The sequence below is a fragment of the Dehalobacter restrictus DSM 9455 genome (genome assembly GCF_000512895.1).
Classification (GTDB): domain Bacteria; phylum Bacillota; class Desulfitobacteriia; order Desulfitobacteriales; family Syntrophobotulaceae; genus Dehalobacter; species Dehalobacter restrictus.
In genome coordinates this window covers 2,743,898-2,764,561 of the sequence record NZ_CP007033.1, presented here as the reverse complement: position 1 = coordinate 2,764,561, position 20,664 = coordinate 2,743,898, and the positions used below count along the sequence as shown (strand labels likewise).

Genomic DNA, 20,664 nt, shown 5'->3' with positions numbered 1-20,664 from the left:
ATATTATCGAGCTGAATGAGAATTACAGTACATCTATGATCATCAAGCTATTTTGAAAAATATAGTTTGTTCAGGAATCTTCGTCCGGTTTCAGTCTTGAATATTTTCTCAGAAACATTTTGAATGGCGATCTCTGACAGGTCATCTTCAAAAGCATTAACAATAAAATCAGCCTCTATCAATATCTGGTGATCAAGTTCGTCAATCTTATCATAGGTATGGTGATGCGCAATCAACCAGCAAATCCTACCAATGACCGCAGGATGAAAGTTTAAATCTTCCAATAGCTTTCTGGCTTCAGGAGGTCCTTCGACTTGTTGATGACTTCCGGAAGCACTGTTGTATTTTTTTTCACTGTTTTTTATCCCAATGTCATGAGTGACAGCCGCAATTTCAAGAATTTCCTGCGTGCTTTCATCCAGCCCTTCCAGCACGCCAATGGTCTTGGCAAAGCCATAGACCTTAATAAAATGGTTGATGCGCCGCGCGTCACCCATAAAATAATGGATCATAGCGTTGATAACCTGCCCGATATCATTCATTCCGCACCTCCAGAATTTTCTGTCGTAGATAACAGTTCGGCATTCGTCAGCAGCCTACGAGCACCTTTAAAAGACCTTAGGAACCACTGATTAATAACGTTTTTTATCATCCCAATAAATAATAAAGTGGGATAATCCCAAGTTAGCGGCCCTATCGCCGCCGATTTCAGCTGCCTTTTCCGAGTAATTCTCGAAAAAAGGCGTACTTATCCCCGGATTACGCGCATTGGCTTCGCCAGCCGCCGCTTCGGGCGCACATCAGCAGGTTTGCGCTGGCGGCCAGCATATACAGTCTATTCAGATTCTTGGCAATTCCTCTATAACAAACCTTTTTGAAGCCAAATATGTTCTTAATGATATGAAAGGCGTGCTCCACTTTGGCTCGGACAGACGCTTTCCGAAACTCTATATGGCAATAAAAATCCCGTGCAGGGCCATTGTCCATGCTGCGTTTCTTTCCGGGACGCTCAGCGATACGGTAATCAATTTGTGATTTGTGAGGGTCCTCTGTGATTTCCGGTCGTTTATTTAGTCCCAAATATCCGGCGTCACCGTAGAAAACCTCGTCTTCCGGCCTCATTAGCTTTGACGCTTCGGCTATGTCATGCACATTTGCGCCTGTTGCCGCTATACCATGAATATAACCGGTCCCTGCGTCCACACCGATATGGCATTTCATGCCGAAATACCACTGATTACCCTTCTTTGTTTGGTGCATCTCCGGATCGCGGCTACCGCTTGCGTTCTTCGTTGAGGATGGCGCGCTGATCAGTGTGGCGTCAACAATGGTTCCACCTTTCATGATATGTCCGCACTGTTCCAAACAACGGTTGATCGCCTCAAAGAATGCCTTCCCTAAGCCGCTTTCCTCAATCAAATGACGGAATTTGAGCAGGGTGGTCGCATCCGGCGCCTGCTCATGTATGAAGTCTATTCCCATAAATTTTCGCATGGCGTAACTGTCGTAAATGGCATCCTCTACACCTTCGTCAGAAAGGCTAAACCATATCTGCAGCAGATACATTCTCAGCATTTTTTCAATCCCGAGCGGTGGACGACCGCGCTTACCGTCAAAATAGTGCGGCTGTATAAGCGCCACCCATTCGTCCCAGGGGATGATCTCGTTCATTATTTCAAGAAATTCTTCTCGTTTCGTTTTCTTCCGTCGGTTTGAGTATTCTATATCCGAAAAGGTTTGTTGCCCCATTTTTACCACCTGTTACTGTTTTCTTTAATTTTACCATTTTTTTGTCCGGGGGGCGATTTAATCAGTGTTTCCCTTAGTTAATTCTACTATAAAATACATGTAAAGGAACTATTTCGAATAGGCAACTTTATAATTGCAGAACATTCTGTTTTCCCTTGACGGCCAGTCTTTTCGAATTATACTAATACTAAACGAATATATTCGACTCAATATGCACAGCCATTCGGTATTTATGCTGCGGATCACAAAATCGACGCAGTGGGTCTACCAATAAAACAGGTATTGTGATATGGACTGCATGAGCGTAAAATGTACAAGACAGAAGTTAGAATTATGTTGCACACCAGAAATGGAGGTACTATATTTTGTTACAAGCTGTAAAAAGATTGTATGTGGAGAAAAAACAGGGGTTCAATATCGAAGCTCAGGGACTTTTTGCAGATCTTCGGGATAATTTAAGCATTGCAGGACTGCAGGGGGTCAGAACGATCAACCGCTATGATATTTCCGGGATTACCGATGAAGAATATGAGAAATCCCGTACGATTATTTTTGCCGAGCCTCCCTTGGATATCCTTTACGAGGAAACGCTGGACATCTCGTCAGGGGACAGGGTCTTTGCGATGGAGTATCTGCCAGGTCAGTACGATCAACGGGCGGATTCGGCAGCCCAATGTATCCAGATGCTGACCCAGAAAGAGCGTCCGCTGATTGCTTCAGCCAAAGTGATTATCCTGGAAGGAAAACTATCGGATCAGGACTTTGCAAGAATCAAACAATACTGCATTAACCCGGTCGAATCGCGGGAAGCTTCGCTGGCAAAACCGCAGAGTCTAGAATTTGAAGCAGCAGAACCGGCCGACGTTGAAACGATGGAAGGATTTATCACCAAAACACCGGAAGAAATTACTGCGATGCAGCAGCACATGAATCTTGCCATGAGCGTCGAAGACTTGCTGTTCTGTCAGTCCTATTTCCGGGATACGGAAAAAAGAAACCCGACCATGACTGAAATTAAAACGATTGACACTTACTGGTCCGATCACTGCCGGCACACGACATTCCAGACTGAAATTGAAGAAGTCGATATTAAGGATGGAATTTTTTCCGGGCCTATCAAAACGGCTTTCGATTGCTATAAGGCTTCCAGAGCTAAGGTATATCAGGACAAGCTGCCCACTAAGGACATTTGTCTGATGGATATCGCTACAATAGGGATGAAAGAGCTTAAAATGGCAGGCCTCCTTGATGATCTGGATGAATCCGATGAAATCAATGCCTGCAGTATTGTTGTGACTGCCGAGGTGAACGGCCGGGAAGAAGAATGGCTGGTAATGTTTAAAAACGAAACGCATAATCATCCGACAGAAATCGAACCGTTTGGCGGTGCTGCCACCTGTCTGGGCGGTGCGATCCGAGACCCGTTGTCAGGCCGGACCTATGTCTATCAGGCGATGCGGGTCACCGGCAGCGGCGATCCACGGGCAAAGGTCGAAGATACTTTATCCGGTAAACTGCCTCAAAGAAAGATTACCACCGTTGCTGCAGCCGGATATAGTTCTTACGGCAATCAAATCGGACTGGCGACAGGTCAGGTCGCCGAAGTCTATGACGAAGGCTTTATCGCTAAAAGAATGGAGATCGGTGCGGTTATCGGTGCTGCCCCCAGAAAAAACGTCATCCGCAAACCTCCTGAAGAAGGTGATGTGATCGTGCTGGTTGGCGGCAGGACAGGCCGGGACGGCTGCGGCGGAGCGACGGGCTCTTCCAAAGAACATACGCTGGAATCGCTGACCAGCTGCGGCGCCGAAGTTCAGAAGGGCAATCCGCCGAATGAAAGAAAGATTCAGCGGCTGTTCCGCAACCCGGAAGTCAGTACGCTTATTAAAAAATGCAACGATTTTGGCGCCGGTGGTGTCTCTGTTGCCGTGGGGGAACTGACTGACGGCCTTGATATCTGTCTGGATGCCGTGCCAAAAAAATACGAAAGTCTGGATGGGACAGAACTGGCGATTTCCGAATCCCAGGAACGCATGGCTGTCGTCCTGGCAGCTGAGGATTGGGATAAATTTAAATGCCTGGCAACCGAAGAAAATCTTGAAGCAACCATTATTGCCCGGGTAACCGGCGATCATCGGCTTAAAATGTCCTGGCGGAGCAAGACGATCTTAGATCTCAGCCGTGACTTTCTGAATACCAATGGGGTCAAACAAAAGACGAAGGTTGAAGTGGCAGCACCGCTGGAAACACAAAATTACTTTAACGCTATCCCCAGCCCAGTGACCCGGGAACTGCCGGATTTACGTAAAGCCTGGAATGCTAATTTAGGCGATTTGAATGTCTGCAGTAAAAAGGGACTGATCGAGAGATTTGACAGTACGATCGGCGCGGCATCGGTACTCATGCCGTTAGGCGGGAAATACCAGCTGACCCCGGCTGAAGGCATGGTTGCCAAACTGCCGGTACTTGAAGGTGATACGACGACAGCTACGATCATGACGTATGGCTATAACCCGCAACTGGCCAAATGGAGCCCGTTTCACGGGGCTTTATATGCGGTGCTGGATGCCGTTGCGAAAGCAGTGGCCATAGGCGGAGATTACCGCAAGATACGCCTTACCTTGCAGGAGTATTTTGGCAAACTCAACGACGCCGGCAAATGGGGGCAACCTTTCAGTGCTTTATTGGGCGCATATTATGCTCAAAAGCAGCTGGGCATTCCCGCTATAGGCGGAAAAGACAGTATGTCGGGCAGCTTTATGGAGCTGAATGTCCCGCCCACCCTGGTCGCATTTGCCGTTTGTACTGCAGATGCCCGCAAAGTCGTATCCCAGGAATTTAAACAGGCCGGAAGCAACGTGGTCCTGCTGAAACTGACCCGGGACGAACAGGAAATCCCTGACTTTACTATGGCGGCAAAAAACTTTGTAAAGGTCTTGGACTTGATTCAGTTAGGCTGGGTGCGCTCTTCACGTTCGATCAGAATGGGCGGGATTGCCGGCGCTGTCAGCGAGATGGCTTTCGGCAATATGATTGGTTTCCATTTCAGCAGACAAATAGAGTCTTCAGACCTGTTCCAGACAGATTATGGTTCGATTCTGTTGGAATTGGATGAGAAAGCTGACCTGCCTGCTTTGTTTGGCGATGTCGAATACGAATTACTCGGCTGCACGCAGGAGAAACCAGCAATCGCTGTCAACGGAGTCGAGTTGCTGCTGACGGATATGCTGAGCCAATGGGAAATGCCGCTGGAAAAAATCTTTCCAAGCAAGGTTGAGAATGCCGAAAATACCGAAAAACCCCGGGCAGTCAGCTTTGACAAGCGCAGTACTTTCAGACCGGCGATTAAAGCAGCAAAACCACGGGTATTTATCCCTGTTTTTCCGGGCACAAACTGTGAATATGATTCTGCCAAAGCTTTCACGAAAGCCGGTGGTCTGGTCGAAACCATGGTTATTCGAAATCTCAGCGCCGCAGATATTGAAGGTTCGATCAAAGAAATGGTCAAAATAATCAATAACTCCCAGATCATCATGCTTCCGGGCGGTTTTAGCGCCGGAGATGAACCGGACGGATCGGGAAAATTTATTGCCACCTTGTTTAATAACCCGCGCATCAAAGATGCCGTCATGAACCTTCTGAAACAGCGGGACGGCCTGATGCTCGGAATATGCAACGGCTTTCAGGCTTTGATTAAGCTGGGACTGGTCCCCTACGGGGAAATCAAAGAAATAAACGCAGAAGATCCTACGTTGACCTATAACAAGATCGGACGCCACGTTTCCTGCATGGCTCGGACCAAGGTTGTTTCCACACTTTCCCCCTGGTTTAGCGGTATTGAATTGGGCGAGACACATACCATTCCGGTTTCGCATGGCGAAGGAAGATTTGTCGCGAGTCCTGAAGTCATCAGCAAGCTGATCCAGAACGGGCAGATCGCTACCCAATATGTCGATCTGAATGGAACACCAAGCAACGATAGCAAGGATAATTCGAATGGTTCCTTTGACGCCATTGAAGGGATCACCAGCCCTGACGGACGGGTATTGGGCAAAATGGCGCATTCCGAACGGACCGGAACCGGTGTTGCTGTAAACGTCCCCGGCAACAAATACCAGCCCATTTTTGAGGGCGGCATCCATTATTTCAAGTAAAAGTTCCTATTCAAATCATACACCCCCAGTCCTTTGGCTGGGGGTGTTATTGTCGTGTTATTGCATTTATTCCGGTAGATGAACGCAAGTTTAGTTCTCAGTAATATTGATAATTGCCTTATTGGGCAGACAAACAGCATAATCCCCTGGGTTTTCCAGCCAGCCTGTCCGGACACAAATCTGGTCGGGACAGTTGGTTTCTTTAAATCTGATGCGGCCTTTTTCCACCAGAACAATCTCATGGTATTTGCCTGGAAGGGTAATTTCCCGCGGTTCCTGAACCGCATTTAAATCAATACGTTCGATAAGCACGTTATTCTGTGTGATTTCGGCAAACCTGAGGTCTTTTTCATTTTGGGATTGATAGAATTTTATTCTACCTAAACCGATGAGCACGATTAAGATAATGATGCCAACTAGGATAATATCATGTTTCTTCATGGTATTTGTAGGTCCTCCTTGAGCATTCTCCTTATGGATGTCTGACTGAACAGCACAAGAAAAACAGAACATAACTTTCTTCATTCAAACATACTATAATTGATCAAGCAAAACAGTGTCAAGATGTCAAAAGGGAAAGCATGATATGACATATCGATATAATGAAAATGTAGGCAAATGATGTCGAATGAATAAGTAAGTTTATAAGGACTATTGAAGTTTTCAGGCAATTAATATAAACTAAAGCCGTCACTAAAACGGTAAAAATAATTTTTCAACTGGGTAATACTATACAAAAGCATACATATAAAAAATATCTGGAGGGAATTAATATGCCACTGGTAACTTCTGCTGAAATGTTTAAAAAAGTCTATGGAAAATGTGCTGTCGGAGCATTTAACGTTAACAATATGGAAATTATTCAGGGAATTGTTGATGCTGCGAAGGAAGAAAAAGCACCTTTAATTTTACAGGTTTCTGCGGGTGCCCGGAAATATGCCAAACATATTTACTTAATGAAGCTGGTAGAGGCTGCAGTGGAGGATACGGGTTTGCCGATCTGCCTGCATTTGGATCACGGGGAAGACTTTGAGATTTGTAAGGCTTGTGTTGACGGCGGTTTCACATCGGTGATGATCGATGGTTCTAAGCTGTCTTTTGCCGAAAATATTGCGGTTACCAAAAAGGTTGTAGAGTACGCCCATGCGAAAGGCGTCGTCGTGGAAGCCGAATTAGGCAGACTTGCCGGCATTGAAGATGCAGTAAATGTCAGTGCTAAGGACAGCAGCTATACGGATCCGGAGCAGGCTGCCGAATTTGTCCATAAAACTGGCTGTGATTCCCTGGCTGTTGCGATTGGCACCAGTCACGGAGCGTATAAGTTCAAGGGAGAAGCGATGCTTGATTTCGAGCGTCTTGAAAAGATAGCCTCTCTGCTTCCTGGCTTCCCATTAGTTTTACACGGCGCGTCTACGGTACTGCCGGAATTTGTGGCAAAATGCAACGAATACGGAGGAGATATCAAGGGAGCGCAGGGTGTCCCCGAAGACATGCTTCATAAGGCTGGGACCATGGGAGTCTGCAAAATAAATATTGATACCGATCTGCGCCTTGCCATGACGGCTTCAATCCGCGAGTATTTGGCGAATAGTCCTGCTGATTTTGATCCCCGTCAGTATCTAAAACCGGCTAGAGAAGCCATCAAAAATATGGTTAAGCATAAGATTGCTAATGTCTTAAACTGCAGTAATCAGCTCTAAGAATAGTATAGTGAGCGAACGACAAATAAAAGAGTATACTTAGTGGAAATACGAAATATTGCGAAAAAAGTAGACAGTTTAAGTCTGCTTTTTTATTTGATATAATGGAAAAAGGTATTTTGTAGATTTATGTAGAATTTTCCCAGAAACAATTTTTATAAGTAGGGATATTAATTGGGGGCTGCTGAATAACGGTAAAATCAGCATAAACACTGGGTTTTAACCCCGACTTTTGGTAAAATAGTACATGTAAACATAAATATTATGTTAAAAAACCTTGCACTTGGGAGCGTGTTTTCATGTACAAACCTACCGAACAGCAGATTACATTTCCGCACGAATTCTTTCTGCCTTTTGGCGGGAACTTAAACCCGGACAATAAATGGTGTAAGCTCGCATTAATGATCCCCTGGGCCGAAGTTGAGAAGAAGTATGCCAGAAGTTTTCCTGTCAGTCGCGGACAAAAAGCCTATTCGGTGCGTTTGGCACTCGGATCTCTGATCATTCAAAATGTGAAATCATTATCTGACCGTGACACGGTCGAAGAGATCACAGAAAATCCGTACATGCAATATTTCATTGGCCTAAGTGCATTTGTAGATAAACCGCCATTCAATCATTCACTCATGACCCATTTCCGCAAACGTTTGGACAAGGATATTATCAACGAAATCAACGAGATTACTAGCAGACTAGCCGGAGAACATGAATATCCAGAAAACCCAGATGACCTAGATGACCCAGATGACTCAGATGGCTCAGACGACACCCCTCCTTCTGATGGTGAAGACTCTGATGATACAGGACAAGAAGAGAAAACGAATGAAGAACCTTCAGAAACCAAGAACTCAGGCAAGCTGATCCTGGATGCAACCTGCACCCCTGCGGATATTCACTATCCTACAGATATCTGGCTTTTGAACACAACCCGGCAGGCTTTGGAAGAAATCATTGATGTACTGCATGCACCGCATGCCGGGATTCTCAAGAAACCCAGATCCTACCGTCGCAATGCACGCAAAAGCTATCTGAACATTGATAAAAGAAACATAAGACTGCTAAGATGATCCGCAAAGGAATCGGAGGACAGCTGCGATATATTCGACGGGATCTGAAAAACATTAAGACTCTTGCTGAAAAAAGTTCGACTGACTCTCTTAACTAAACGCCAATACCGCAATCTGCTCGTCAGTCAAGAAATCTACCGGCAACAGCTGGAAATGTACAAACAGGGTAAACATTCGGTAGAAGATCGCATCGTCAGCCTGCATATGCCTTTTGTCAGACCCATAGTACGAGGCAAGTCAAACGCAGATGTAGAATTTGGAGCTAAGCTTGCCATCAGTGTTGTGAACGGATTCAGTTATATGGAGAGCTTGAGCTTTGACGCTTTCAATGAAAGCAAGACACTCATGCAATCGGTTGAAAACTACTACCAAAGGTATGGTTTTTATCCAGAAGCCGTGATGGCAGACAAGATCTACCGGAACAGAGATAACCTTAACTACTGCAAGAAACTGGGCATTCGATTGAGCGGTCCACCGCTCGGCAGACCAGCCAAAGATCAGGAACTATTAAGAGAACAAAAGAAACAAGAACGGCTGGATGCTGGAATACGAAACGCTGTTGAAGGAAAATTCGGAGAAGGTAAGCGGTTTTATGGGCTCGGACGTATCATGGCACGTCTCAAAGAAACCAGTGAGACTGTTATCGCCATGCAGCTGTTGGTAATGAACCTGGAGCGCAGGCTCCGGATTCTTATACTCAATTTTATTAGAGAGAATTTCGGGCTGATCAGGTTAGCTTATTGAGAAAATAACATCCTGTTCAGCAGCCCCTAATTGGAAAATAATCGGAGAAGACTGGCAAGAACGGTTAACGTTCTTATTCTTGCTTTGCTGGTATTAATTCAAATTCTCTTGATCAGGTCCTGGTATAATAAGACCCTTGATGATATCGGCATCAACGCGATGACCATCTCTCGGGTTGTTGCTGACAGTGTTAATATTGCTGAATATGAAAAGTTACTTGCGGAGAAAGAGCCTAATGATTATTTTAGAGAGATGCAGGCATATTTTCAGCGTATTCAAGCTGAAACCGGAGTAAAGTATGTATATGTCGAGCATCGAATATCACCCAGCCAAATTGAATACATTTTCGATTCGGAGAAGGTGTCTTTAGGAGAGACCGATGAACTGTCTACACCGGCAGCACATACGCATACCAAAGCTTTTCACACGAGAGCGCAGACTTCAACGCTTTGGGGTACTTTGATTACCGGCTATGCACCATTGGTCAATGCCGAGGGTCAGGTCATAGGCGCAGTCGGAACAGATGTAGATATCCAATATATTTATCAGGAATTGGCCAAACGCGTCGGGCAGATCATTCTTTATACAGCAGCCATGGTCGTTCTCTTCGGCTTGCTTATTTATTTCACGCTCAGTGAAGAAATACGAAGACGGCGCGTCGTCGAAAAAAATCTTAAACAAAGTATGCAGTCTGTGAAAAATTTACTCAATAATGCCGGGCAGGGCTTCCTGTCTTTTGGATCAGACCTGTGTATTGAACCTGAATACAGCATTGAATGCCAGAGATTATTGGGTCCTGACTTAGATAAACGTAACTTTTCGGACTTAATTTATCCGGAGGACCAGGAACAAAGAGACTTTGTGAACAAAGTTCTTCTGGAATGTTTTCAGGAGAATGACCCGGTACGCAGGGAGGTATTCCTTTCTTTTCTGCCGGATGTCATTTTCCTGAATAACTACTATATAAAAATCGAATACAAGTTTATCGTGGATAAGTGTCAGGAAGAAGCACAAGCTTTGATGGTTATCTTAACGGATGCTACGGAAAAACGCGCTTTGCAGGAACAAATGGAAAATGAACGCAAAACACTTAAAATGATTGTTAAGGCTGTTATCAGCCGTAATGACCTTTTGGAACTTATTTCAGATTACCAGCGTTTTTGCCAGATGACCGTACCGCAGCTGGTTATTTGCAAAGAACCGCTTCAGCGGGTAATTGTCGATGTCAAACGAAGGATTCATACCTTTAAAGGGGAATTTGGCCAGTTTGAGATGATGCATATGGTTCGTTCTCTTCACCATCTTGAAGAAGAGATCAAATCTTTTGAACAAAGGGATTCAGCAACCAGTACTGGTTTAGGTATGCTCCTGCAAAATTTGAATCTTGAACATGCTCTGAATGAAGGTTTGCGTATTCTGCAGTCAACACTAGGGGAGAATTTTATTGTCAGAGATAAAATCATCGAGATTCCGGAAGCAAAACTGCTTGAATTGGAAGATCAAATAGCGACGCTTATTCCATCGCAGGAGGCCAATATTTTGATTACCAAAGTCAGGCAATTGCGTTACCGCTCGTTCAAAGAGCTTTTAGCTGCTTACCCTAATACTATAGAAGGCTTAGCTCAGGGCTTGGAGAAATCGTTGTATCCTCTTGAACTAGAAGGCGGAGAGTTTCCTGTAGATACAAAAAGGTATCAGGCCTTTACCAAATCACTGATTCATATTTTTGCGAACTGCGTAGATCATGGCATTGAAAACAGGGAAGACAGAATCAAAGCCGGAAAAGAAGAAAAGGGCCGCGTTGTCTGCGAAATGAAATTAGTTCAAGATCAAATATTATTAAAGATCGCTGATGACGGCAAAGGCTTAGACTTGGAAGGAATCAAACAAAAAGCGCTTGAGCTTGGGGTATTTACCGCAGAACAACTGGCAGAGCTGGACGATAAAGATATTATCCCACTTATTTTTGAAGACGGGCTTTCCAGCAAAGACAGTGCATCGATGATTTCGGGACGCGGCATCGGCATGGCGATCGTTAAACAAGAACTTGAAAAAATAGGCGGTCATTTGGACATTGTGACAAACCCTGATACCGGAACAGAATTCAATTTTCTGCTGCCAATGGAAGGTGGCGCTATCTAGTACAAGGTTCTCAAATTCCCTGCTCAAATCATTCATAAAGCTTGATTACCCACAATGAGGTCTGGGGGTCACAATTCCAGCGTTAAGCGAAGCATGGAGGCGGAGCGCGGCTGTTTGCGCCACGGATGGCGCAACAGCCGAAAGCGGAATTGTGGCGCACAGGCCAACCCGGGAGTTTAACGCAATCCTCTATTTGAGAATTTATTTCAGGAACGTTGTACTAGTTACAACTGAGGAGGAAAAATGGCTAAGGTATTAATCGTTGATGACTCTGCAATTATGAGGAGAAATTTAGCTGCTATCATGGGGAGAGGCGGGCATGAAGTCATAGGCGAAGCGCTCAATGGCATGCAGGCCCTGGCTGAATATGGAAATTTGCATCCGGATATTGTGACAATGGATATTACGATGCCTCTGTCAGACGGCATCGAGGCGCTTGGTAAATTGCTCGGCAGGTACCCTGATGCCAGGGTGGTTATGATAAGCGCAATTAACCAAAAAGACAGGGTCTTCGAGGCAATTAAATTGGGCGCCAAGAATTACATTATTAAACCTTTTGAGGAAGACAAGGTAATCAATATTATAAACCAGGTCCTGGGTTTAAAATAATAGTTATCCATGTGAATCAAAGATGATGTAAGGCCGACGAAGAGAGGCGGTTCTTTCTTTGTTGGCCTTCTTGTTAGGGTAAATAAATGATATTTACAACAAACAACCCTGATAGTATAATAAAGTTGTTTGAAAGAACGGCCATATCCTATTTTAAGGATAATCAATCAAATAAGGTAAATGAGACAGGATTAACTAAGAATCGGAGGAGAAAATGACCAGCAATAAAAAGGAAACAATTGATTCTTTTACACATAAGTACAGCAAGATCTGTCAGGAAAACAGCTGGATTGATCCAAGCCTCTATAATGAGTATGGCGTAAAACGCGGCTTAAGAGATAAGAACGGGGAAGGTGTACTTGCCGGGTTAACCAATATCTCTTTAATCAAGTCTCATGACGAAGTTGATGGAAAACGGATTCCCTGTGACGGAAAACTTCTTTACCGGGGATACAATATCACCGATTTGGTCAAAGGATTTGCACATAATCAGCAATATGGCTTTGAAGAAATAACTTATCTGCTTCTGTTTGGATCACTGCCTAATGAAGAACAATTAGCCCACTTTAAAGACATTTTAGTGGAAAGCAGAAATCTTCCTAAAAATTTTGTGCGTGATGTGATTATGAAAGCACCGAGCAGGGACATCATGAATTCTCTGACAAAGAGTGTTCTTACCCTGGCATCCTATGATGAGACCATAGACGATGTGTCTTTAGATAATGTTTTGCGGCAATGTCTGATGCTGATCAGCATTTTTCCGATGCTGTGCGTGTATGGGTATCATGCCTATAATCATTATGAATGCAACGAAAGCTTTTATATCCACAGACCTGATGACCAGCTCTCCACAGCTCAAAATATCCTGAAAATGTTAAGACCGGATAAACAATTTACAGAACTTGAGGCCAAGGTGCTTGATATCGCGCTTGTGCTGCATATGGAACATGGCGGGGGAAATAATTCTACGTTTACGACCAGAGTTGTTTCTTCTTCCGGCTCGGATACGTATTCCGTCATTGCGGCGGCCTTATCCTCTCTGAAAGGGCCAAAACATGGCGGAGCAAATATCAAAGTTGTCGAGATGGTGGCTGATATCAAATCCCACGTTGCCAACCCTAGGGATGAAGAAGAGGTCAAAAGCTATTTAACGAAGATTTTGAACAAGGAAGTGTTTGACCGAAGAGGTCTTATCTATGGGATGGGACATGCTGTTTATTCCATTTCCGACCCAAGGGCCCAAATCTTCAAAGGCTTTGTCGAGAAGCTGGCGGATGACAGAGACCGAAGAAGTGATTTTGAATTATATGCAATGATTGAGAGACTGGCTCCTCAGGTCATCGCTAAGGAACGGAAAATTTATAAAGGTGTCAGTGCCAATGTGGATTTTTACAGCGGCTTTGTTTACAGTATGCTGGATATTCCGCTGGAACTGTATACGCCGTTGTTTGCGATGGCCAGAATTGTCGGGTGGAGTGCTCACCGTTTGGAAGAACTGGTCAATGCAGATAAAATCATCAGACCGGCCTATGAAAGTCCCCTTATTGATAAGGATTATAGGGTAATGCAGGAACGGTAAGACCTCTATTCGATTGATAAGCATTGGAAGGAGACAGTGTATAATTGCGGCTTAGGAGAAAACGGAGCGCAAAGCCCGAACTAGAGAAAGACACCAAGACCATTTTAGCCCCTGCGGAATGCAAAGGGAAGTGGAATGAAGTATTCGACAATAATGATCCGGTTCATTTGGAACTGGGCTGCGGCCGGGGGGATTTTATCGCATCTCTTGCAGGCAAAACTAAAAATATCAATTATATTGCAATTGATTCCTACCCGGAAGTGCTGGTTTGTGTGTTAAGGAAACTTAATCAAAGCAAGCTGCCTAACGTCAGATTGGTTTCCATGCGTATTGAAGATACCGACAGTATTTTCGGACAGGATGAAATTGATAAAATCTATATTAATTTCTGCAATCCATGGCCCAGCAAACGGCACCATAAACGCAGGTTGACGCATCCTAACTTTCTGAGGAAGTACCAGACCTTTGTAAAGAAAGGATCGGAGGTTTGGTTCAAAACGGACGATGAACTACTTTTTGAGGATAGTCTGCAGTATTTTCAGGAGACCGGTTTTCAGGAATTATACCGGACATACGATTTGCATCAAAGTGGTTTTGAAGAAAATATCATGACCGAATACGAAACAAAATTTACAGGTCAGGGGATCAAGATTAAGTTTGCCGTTTTTAAGTATGAATAAATAGGATTCGCACAATTTGCACCTATTTTTGGGAGAATGGACTGAAACCATGATTAAGCTTCCGATCAGACAGCTGGTTGAATTAATAATGCGCTGCGGGGACATTGACAGCAGGTATGCTTCCAAGGACAGGATGGCGGAAGGGGCTAAAGCGCACCGGATCCTGCAGAAGAGGAACCGTGAAACCTATGAGGACTATCGAAGCGAAGTTTCACTTTCTGAAGCATATTGTTACAATGGCATTGATTATACGTTGGAGGGACGTGCTGACGGCATTTTCAGCTGTGAAGGCCGGACCGTTATTGAAGAAATAAAAACCACGGTACTGCCATTGGATTCTATTGACAAGGATTTCAGCGGCGCTCATTGGGCGCAGGCTAAGTGCTATGCGTATATTTACGCTGTCCAGAACGCTCTGACAGAAGCCGTCGTTCAACTGACGTATTTCAATCTGGAGACCAATGAAACCAAACAATGGCTTAATTTTTTTGCAATCAGTGAACTGACGGAATTTATCGGCAGTCTTATTCAAAAGTATTCGGTATGGGCAAGCTTTTCTGCCGAATGGGCAGAGATTCGGGACCCCTCGATCAAGGCGCTTCAATTTCCTTTCCCGGTCTACCGGCAGGGGCAGCGGGAGTTGGCTGTACAGGCCTACCGGGCCATAGCCGGACGAAAGAAGCTGTTTGTGCAGGCCCCAACAGGAACCGGAAAAACCATCTCGGTGCTGTTTCCAGCCATCAAAGCGATGGGAGAGGCAAAAACCTCTAAACTATTCTATTTGACGGCTAAAACGATAACGCGTCAGGTTGCGGAAGAGGCATTCGAAAGAATGCGCCAAGGCGGTCTGAAAATGAAGACCTTGACGCTGACTGCTAAAGAAAAAATCTGCTTTTGTGAAAAGCCGGTCTGCCATCCCGAGTATTGTAAATATGCCAAAGGACATTACGACCGAATTAATGCAGCCATTTTAGATGCGATCAAAGAGTCTGATGATTTGTCCAGAAGTGTAATCGAGAAATACGCCCAGAAGCATACAGTCTGTCCGTTTGAACTTTCCCTGGATCTTTCGCTTTTGGCGGACTGCGTCATTTGTGACTACAACTATGTTTTTGATCCGAGAGCACATCTCAGACGCTTTTTTGCAGACAACAGCGGCGATTATGTGTTTCTGATCGATGAAGCCCACAACCTTGTGGACAGAGCGCGGGAAATGTTCTCAGCAAAGCTTGACAAAACTGCTTTTTACCAGGTGAAAAAAGCGTATAAGGGTAGAAATAAAGCGTTGGATAAAATCCTGAACCGCATCAATAAAAAGATGATTGACCTGCGTCATCAATGCGGGGAGCAGGGCTATCTGATTACGACGGAAATGCCCGCGGATTTTCTGAGCCTTCTTCAGCAATACACAGGAACTTGTGAATTGATGCTTAAGGAAAACAGAAGCTTAAGCGAGGATAGTGCTTTTCTTCAGCTCTATTTTGATGTGCTGGGTTTTACAGCAATCACTGAATTTTACGATGAAAGATACGTTACTTTTGTGGAAACCAAGCGGGATGAGGTAACCGTGAAGCTTTTCTGCCTTGATCCATCGTTTTTGCTGGGAGAGGCTCTTAAAAGGGGCAGTTCGGCGGTGATGTTTTCAGCGACGCTGTCTCCGCTGGAATATTTCCGGGAGGTACTTGGCGGAGGTGAAGCAGACCATATTCTCTCTCTCGATTCCCCATTTGATCATCGGAAGCTTTGCGTGCTGACGGCTGACTCTGTTTCGACCAAGTATAAAGAAAGAGAACAAAGCGCTCACCAGATTACCCGGATGATTGGTTCCTTTGTCGCCCAGAAAATGGGGAATTACATTGTTTATTTTCCATCGTATAAATATATGAACGATGTTTTTGCCGAGTTTGCTTCGGCCTGTCCCGATATCACCGCTGTGGCCCAGGAAGCTTCAATGGCTGAAGAAGAACGGGAACGTTTCCTGCTAAGTTTCAAAGAGAATCCTGAGAAAACCTATGTAGCTTTCTGCGTGCTCGGCGGAATATTCTCCGAAGGCATTGATCTGAAGGGAAGCAGGCTGATTGGTACGGCGATTGTAAGCGTGGGACTGCCCCAGCTAAGTGTTCAGCAGAATATCATTCGGGATTACTTTAACAGCAAAAACGGTCTCGGCTATGAATATGCGTATATGTATCCCGGAATGAACAAGGTGATGCAGGCTGCCGGCAGGGTGATTCGCAGCGAAAACGATATCGGTGCCGTTTTGCTTATTGACGAGCGGTACAGCAACAAGAAATATATAAAGCTGTTTCCAAAACACTGGATGCGGCGCAGAAACATCAAAGACAGCAAGTCTCTTGAGAAAAACCTCGGATTGTTCTGGCAGACAGGCAGTAAAGGTAATCCCTAAAAAGCAGGAAAGAATGAGAGAAGTAATAAGACATAAATATAGGACATAATAAAGATGCCTCAGAATAAACCGGAGGCATTTTTTTTATGCAATATTTACAGAATTGTTACAATTACGCAAAGTCTACGCAATAATAAATTGTTATTGTATATATAGCAAAAACATTGAAGGAGATCAGTTTATACTGAAAACTTTAATAATGAGAGGAAGAACTAAAAAATGAAAAAATTGTTTACGCTTATATTGGTAGGTATTCTGGCTTTAGCTTTCACCGGCTGCGGAAGCAAAGACAGCACTTCCCAATCCGACCAACAGCAGGCACAGACTGAGTCCGCAGAAATTACCATCGCAGGGTCCACCTCGGTTCAGCCAATTTCTGAAGCACTCACAGAAGCATTCATGGCGAAAAACCCGAACATAAAAGTTAACGTCCAGGGAGGCGGTTCCGGAGCAGGAATCAAAGCTGCCCAGGAAGGCACCGCGGATATCGGATCTTCTTCCCGTGAGCTGAAACCTGAAGAGACCGGTCTGACGGAAACCGTTATCTGTAAGGATGGCGTTGCTATCGTAGTCAATTCTAAAAACGTAGTCAAAGATCTGAGCATCGAGCAGATTAAAAAGATTTATAGCGGCAAAATCACCAACTGGAAAGAAGTTGGCGGAGCTAACCAGACAATCAATGTGATTACCAGAGAAGCGGGTTCCGGAACACGCGGAGCATTTGAAGAACTGGTCATGGGCAAAGATAATCCGATCAGTGACAAAGCGATTGTCCAGAACTCCACTGGTGCTGCGAGAACTTCTGTAGCCGGTGATGTGAATGCGATTGCCTATATTTCTATGGCAAACATTGATGACACGGTGAAAGCAGTAACCGTAGAAGGTATTGAGGCCAATGCGGAGAATGTCCTGAATGGCTCGTACAAAATCCAGCGTCCGTTCCTCTATCTGACCAAAGCGGCGCCTGCGGGTGCAGTGAAGACCTATATTGACTTTGTCATGTCGGATGAAGGACAAAGCGTCATTCAAAAAGAAGGTCTTGTATTGGTCAAATAAGTAATTTGGCAAAAAAATATGAAGATAGTTCATTTTGATTAAACAGGGTTGGCTTACCACCCTGTTTAATTGGTTTTGCCAGAAAGATGAAATACCTATTACTCTGTTATATAATATGAAATAAACACAGCTTGTACTTATTGGAGTGACATTAATTTTTGAATAAAAAAGGTTTTCCTAAGGGAGGACGATATGAGCAAAAGAATTATGGTTGTGGAAGATGAGGAAGCGATTGCCCGCTTGATCAGTTATAATCTTCAAAAAGAAGGATATGAAGTTCAGGTTTCAGGAGATGGACTTGACGCACTGCGGAAAATTCGCTCTGAAAAACCCGATTTGCTTATCCTTGATATTATGCTTCCTGGAATGGATGGCTATGAAATTTGCCAAGCAGTCAGGAAAGAAGACAGTTCTCTCCCTGTTATTATGTTGTCGGCGAGAGATGATGAGCTGGATAAAATTCTTGGTCTGGAACTTGGCGGGGATGACTATCTGACAAAACCATTCAGTCCGAGAGAGCTTATTGCCCGGGTACGCGCTTTATTGCGGCGGGCCCAAACGACTCAGGCAGCACCTGACCACGAGACTTTTTTGATCGACAGGCTGGCTGTTGATTTTTCCGGACGTGAAATTAGCGTGAATGATCAGATTGTACCGCTTACGCCAAAGGAGTTTGAACTACTGGAGTATTTAATCCGCCATCGAGGAAAAGTGGTAAGTCGAGATCAGCTGTTAGACAGAGTATGGAACTATGATTTCGCGGGTGATACCAGGATTGTTGATGTTCATATCAGCAGGCTTCGAGAAAAAATTGAGCCCGACCCTAAAAATCCGTCTTATATCCAGACGGTTCGAGGGATCGGATACAGGTTTAAGGAGCGGGGCTGATGTTGAAAAGTCTGAAAATGAAATTCACAGTTGGCTTTATTGCACTAGCACTGCTTTCAATGCTTGTATCAGGCGTTTATCTTATCAAGGTGCTCGATAACTATTTTATTGAAAATCTGCAGGCTAAACTTTTGGTTGAGGCGAAATTGGTCAGAGAAATGGTTATTGATGAATTTGGTTCGCTGAATATGGTCTCGGATATTGAAAAAATTACCGGTGATCTTGCAAACGTTACTAGCACCAGGGTTACGGTGATCGATGCAAATGGCGTTGTTCTGGGTGATTCTGAGCAGCTGCCGACGCTTATGGAGAACCATCTCGGGCGTCCCGAAATCCACCAGGCGATCAGCGAAGGTGTCGGGATAGCGGAGAGAGAAAGTACAACGCTTAATACGCAAATGATGTATCTGGCGCTGCCTGTTGAGAAAGACGGGGAAATTAAGGGCTTTGTTCGCCTGGCGCTTCCGATGCCCGAAATTACGACGGCCCTATCCAAACTGTGGAGCATGCTGTTCATAGCTCTCTTAATGGCTACAGTAATCGCCGGCATCTTAGGGTTTAAGCTATCGCAGCGTCTGACAAGGCCGATTCAGGAAATGACAGCCGCAGCTCAAAATATTGCTGGGGGTGATTTCAGCCTGCGTACCTACACGACCAGTCAGGATGAGATCGGGAAACTTGGGCAGGCTTTAAATCAAATGGCCCAGCAACTGAAAGAAATGATTGACGAAGTCTCAACCGGAAAAAGCAAGCTTGAAACAGTCTTAGCGAATATGGTCAGTGGCGTTATTTTTCTCAGAGAAGATGGTAAGATCGATTTGATTAATCCGGCAGCCCTGAAGATTCTGGAGATCGAACCGAAAAATGTCAATCGGCATCAAATTGAGATTATCAACAATTACCAATTAAGTACACTGATTGACACGGCACTAAAAACGCATAAGGCCGCCAAGGATGATTTATTAATATTATCCCCGCACGAGAAAAATATTGAAGTTAATATTACGCCGATTCTCGGAAAGGGGAATACCAACATCGGGGCCGTCATGGTGCTTCATGATATTACGGATCTCCGGAAACTGGAAACAATGCGCAGGGATTTTGTTGCCAATGTATCCCATGAATTAAGAACGCCTGTCACTTCACTCAAAGGATATGCGGAAACGCTGCTCGATGGTGCGCTTGATGACCCTGAGACGGCCAGAGAATTTGTCAGAATCATCTTGACAGAATCAGAACGGCTGCGGATGCTCGTTGATGACCTGCTGGAATTATCCAGAATTGAATCCGGGAAAGATTCGGTGGAATGGCAGAAAATTGATGTGAGTGCTTTACTGCACTCACTGGAGGTAAAGTTAAGGCCTCAGCTTGAAGCCAGGCAAATCGAACTTACTGTCGTTTGTCCAGAGAAGTTGCCATATGCCTGGGGAGATTACAGCATGATCGAGCAGGTGCTGACAAATTTGACGGACAATGCTATAAAATATTCCGCAATAGGGGAAAAGGTCAAAATCGTCGCTTCCGAAAAGTCTGACGGAATACTGTTTGAGGTGATTGATTCCGGGCCTGGAATTCCGGAGCATGATTTACCCCGGGTTTTTGAAAGGTTTTACCGGGTTGATAAAGGCAGGAATCGTAAACAAGGGGGGACGGGACTCGGATTGGCGATTGTCAAACATATTCTGGAGACCCATGGCACGAGGATACAAGTGGAGAGTACGCTGGGGCGGGGCTCACGATTCTATTTTATGCTGAGGAACAAGCTATGACTATTAAGTTTTAATAAAATCAAATATATCGAAAATATTAGAGATGTCTTGATTATTAAGGCATCTCTTGTTATTTAATGCGGATATTTCGATAGCATACATTTACAAAATCGTTACAAT

At 44.6% G+C, this 20,664-nt stretch carries 13 protein-coding genes and 1 pseudogene; 11 read left to right on the top strand and 3 right to left on the bottom strand.

Annotated features, from left to right (window positions below; genetic code table 11):
- Positions 1–47 precede the first annotated feature (47 nt).
- Together DEHRE_RS13175 and DEHRE_RS13170 are read right to left on the bottom strand one after the other, a co-directional pair.
- Positions 48–542, bottom strand: coding sequence for an HD domain-containing protein (locus DEHRE_RS13175; protein WP_019226921.1), 495 nt, complete (start codon positions 540–542; stop codon positions 48–50).
- A gap of 217 nt (positions 543–759) precedes the next feature.
- Complete coding sequence (locus DEHRE_RS13170) at positions 760–1,749, bottom strand: IS5 family transposase (protein ID WP_019226936.1); 990 nt, start codon at positions 1,747–1,749, stop codon at positions 760–762.
- A gap of 365 nt (positions 1,750–2,114) precedes the next feature.
- On the opposite strand from DEHRE_RS13170, the gene DEHRE_RS13165 reads away from it, so the two are divergent.
- Positions 2,115–5,903, top strand: a complete 3,789-nt coding sequence (locus DEHRE_RS13165) for a phosphoribosylformylglycinamidine synthase (RefSeq protein ID WP_019224605.1) — start codon at positions 2,115–2,117, stop codon at positions 5,901–5,903.
- Positions 5,904–5,993: 90 nt separating this feature from the next.
- Here DEHRE_RS13165 and DEHRE_RS13160 read toward each other — a convergent pair whose 3' ends face one another.
- Positions 5,994–6,344 carry a NusG domain II-containing protein gene (locus DEHRE_RS13160; protein WP_019224606.1) on the bottom strand — a complete coding sequence of 117 codons (351 nt, stop codon included), beginning with the start codon at positions 6,342–6,344 and terminating at the stop codon, positions 5,994–5,996.
- A 332-nt stretch (positions 6,345–6,676) separates the two neighbouring features.
- Here DEHRE_RS13160 and fba point away from each other — a divergent pair, with 332 nt between their 5' ends.
- The 10 genes and pseudogenes from fba to pnpS all read left to right on the top strand — a co-directional run bounded on the left by fba (position 6,677) and on the right by pnpS (position 20,544).
- On the top strand, positions 6,677–7,603 hold the full coding sequence (gene fba, locus DEHRE_RS13155) for a class II fructose-1,6-bisphosphate aldolase (RefSeq protein WP_019224607.1): 927 nt from the start codon (positions 6,677–6,679) through the stop codon (positions 7,601–7,603).
- A 299-nt stretch (positions 7,604–7,902) separates the two neighbouring features.
- Positions 7,903–9,414, top strand: a pseudogene (locus DEHRE_RS13150) (IS5 family transposase).
- 30 nt (positions 9,415–9,444) lie between these two features.
- Positions 9,445–11,556 carry an ATP-binding protein gene (locus tag DEHRE_RS13145; RefSeq protein WP_019224608.1) on the top strand — a complete coding sequence of 704 codons (2,112 nt, stop codon included), beginning with the start codon at positions 9,445–9,447 and terminating at the stop codon, positions 11,554–11,556.
- 243 nt (positions 11,557–11,799) lie between these two features.
- Positions 11,800–12,165 (top strand): response regulator, encoded by a 366-nt coding sequence (locus DEHRE_RS13140; protein WP_019224609.1) that lies wholly within the window; start codon positions 11,800–11,802, stop codon positions 12,163–12,165.
- Between the two features lie 214 nt (positions 12,166–12,379).
- On the top strand, positions 12,380–13,744 hold the full coding sequence (locus DEHRE_RS13135; protein ID WP_019224610.1) for a citrate/2-methylcitrate synthase: 1,365 nt from the start codon (positions 12,380–12,382) through the stop codon (positions 13,742–13,744).
- Positions 13,745–13,788: 44 nt separating this feature from the next.
- On the top strand, positions 13,789–14,424 hold the full coding sequence (gene trmB, locus DEHRE_RS13130) for a tRNA (guanosine(46)-N7)-methyltransferase TrmB (RefSeq protein ID WP_019224611.1): 636 nt from the start codon (positions 13,789–13,791) through the stop codon (positions 14,422–14,424).
- Positions 14,425–14,473: 49 nt separating this feature from the next.
- Complete coding sequence (locus DEHRE_RS13125) at positions 14,474–16,831, top strand: ATP-dependent DNA helicase (protein ID WP_019224612.1); 2,358 nt, start codon at positions 14,474–14,476, stop codon at positions 16,829–16,831.
- A gap of 219 nt (positions 16,832–17,050) precedes the next feature.
- The gene (locus DEHRE_RS13120) at positions 17,051–17,887 is read left to right on the top strand and encodes a phosphate ABC transporter substrate-binding protein (RefSeq protein WP_019224613.1); all 837 of its coding nucleotides are present in this window, start codon (positions 17,051–17,053) and stop codon (positions 17,885–17,887) included.
- A gap of 192 nt (positions 17,888–18,079) precedes the next feature.
- Entirely contained in the window at positions 18,080–18,775 is a 696-nt protein-coding gene (locus DEHRE_RS13115) for a response regulator transcription factor (RefSeq protein ID WP_019224614.1), read from the top strand.
- A complete protein-coding gene (pnpS, locus tag DEHRE_RS13110) occupies positions 18,775–20,544 on the top strand; it encodes a two-component system histidine kinase PnpS (protein WP_019224615.1) in 1,770 nt (589 codons plus the stop codon). Before DEHRE_RS13115 ends, pnpS begins: the two co-directional genes overlap by 1 nt.
- The last annotated feature ends 120 nt before the right edge of the window (positions 20,545–20,664 follow it).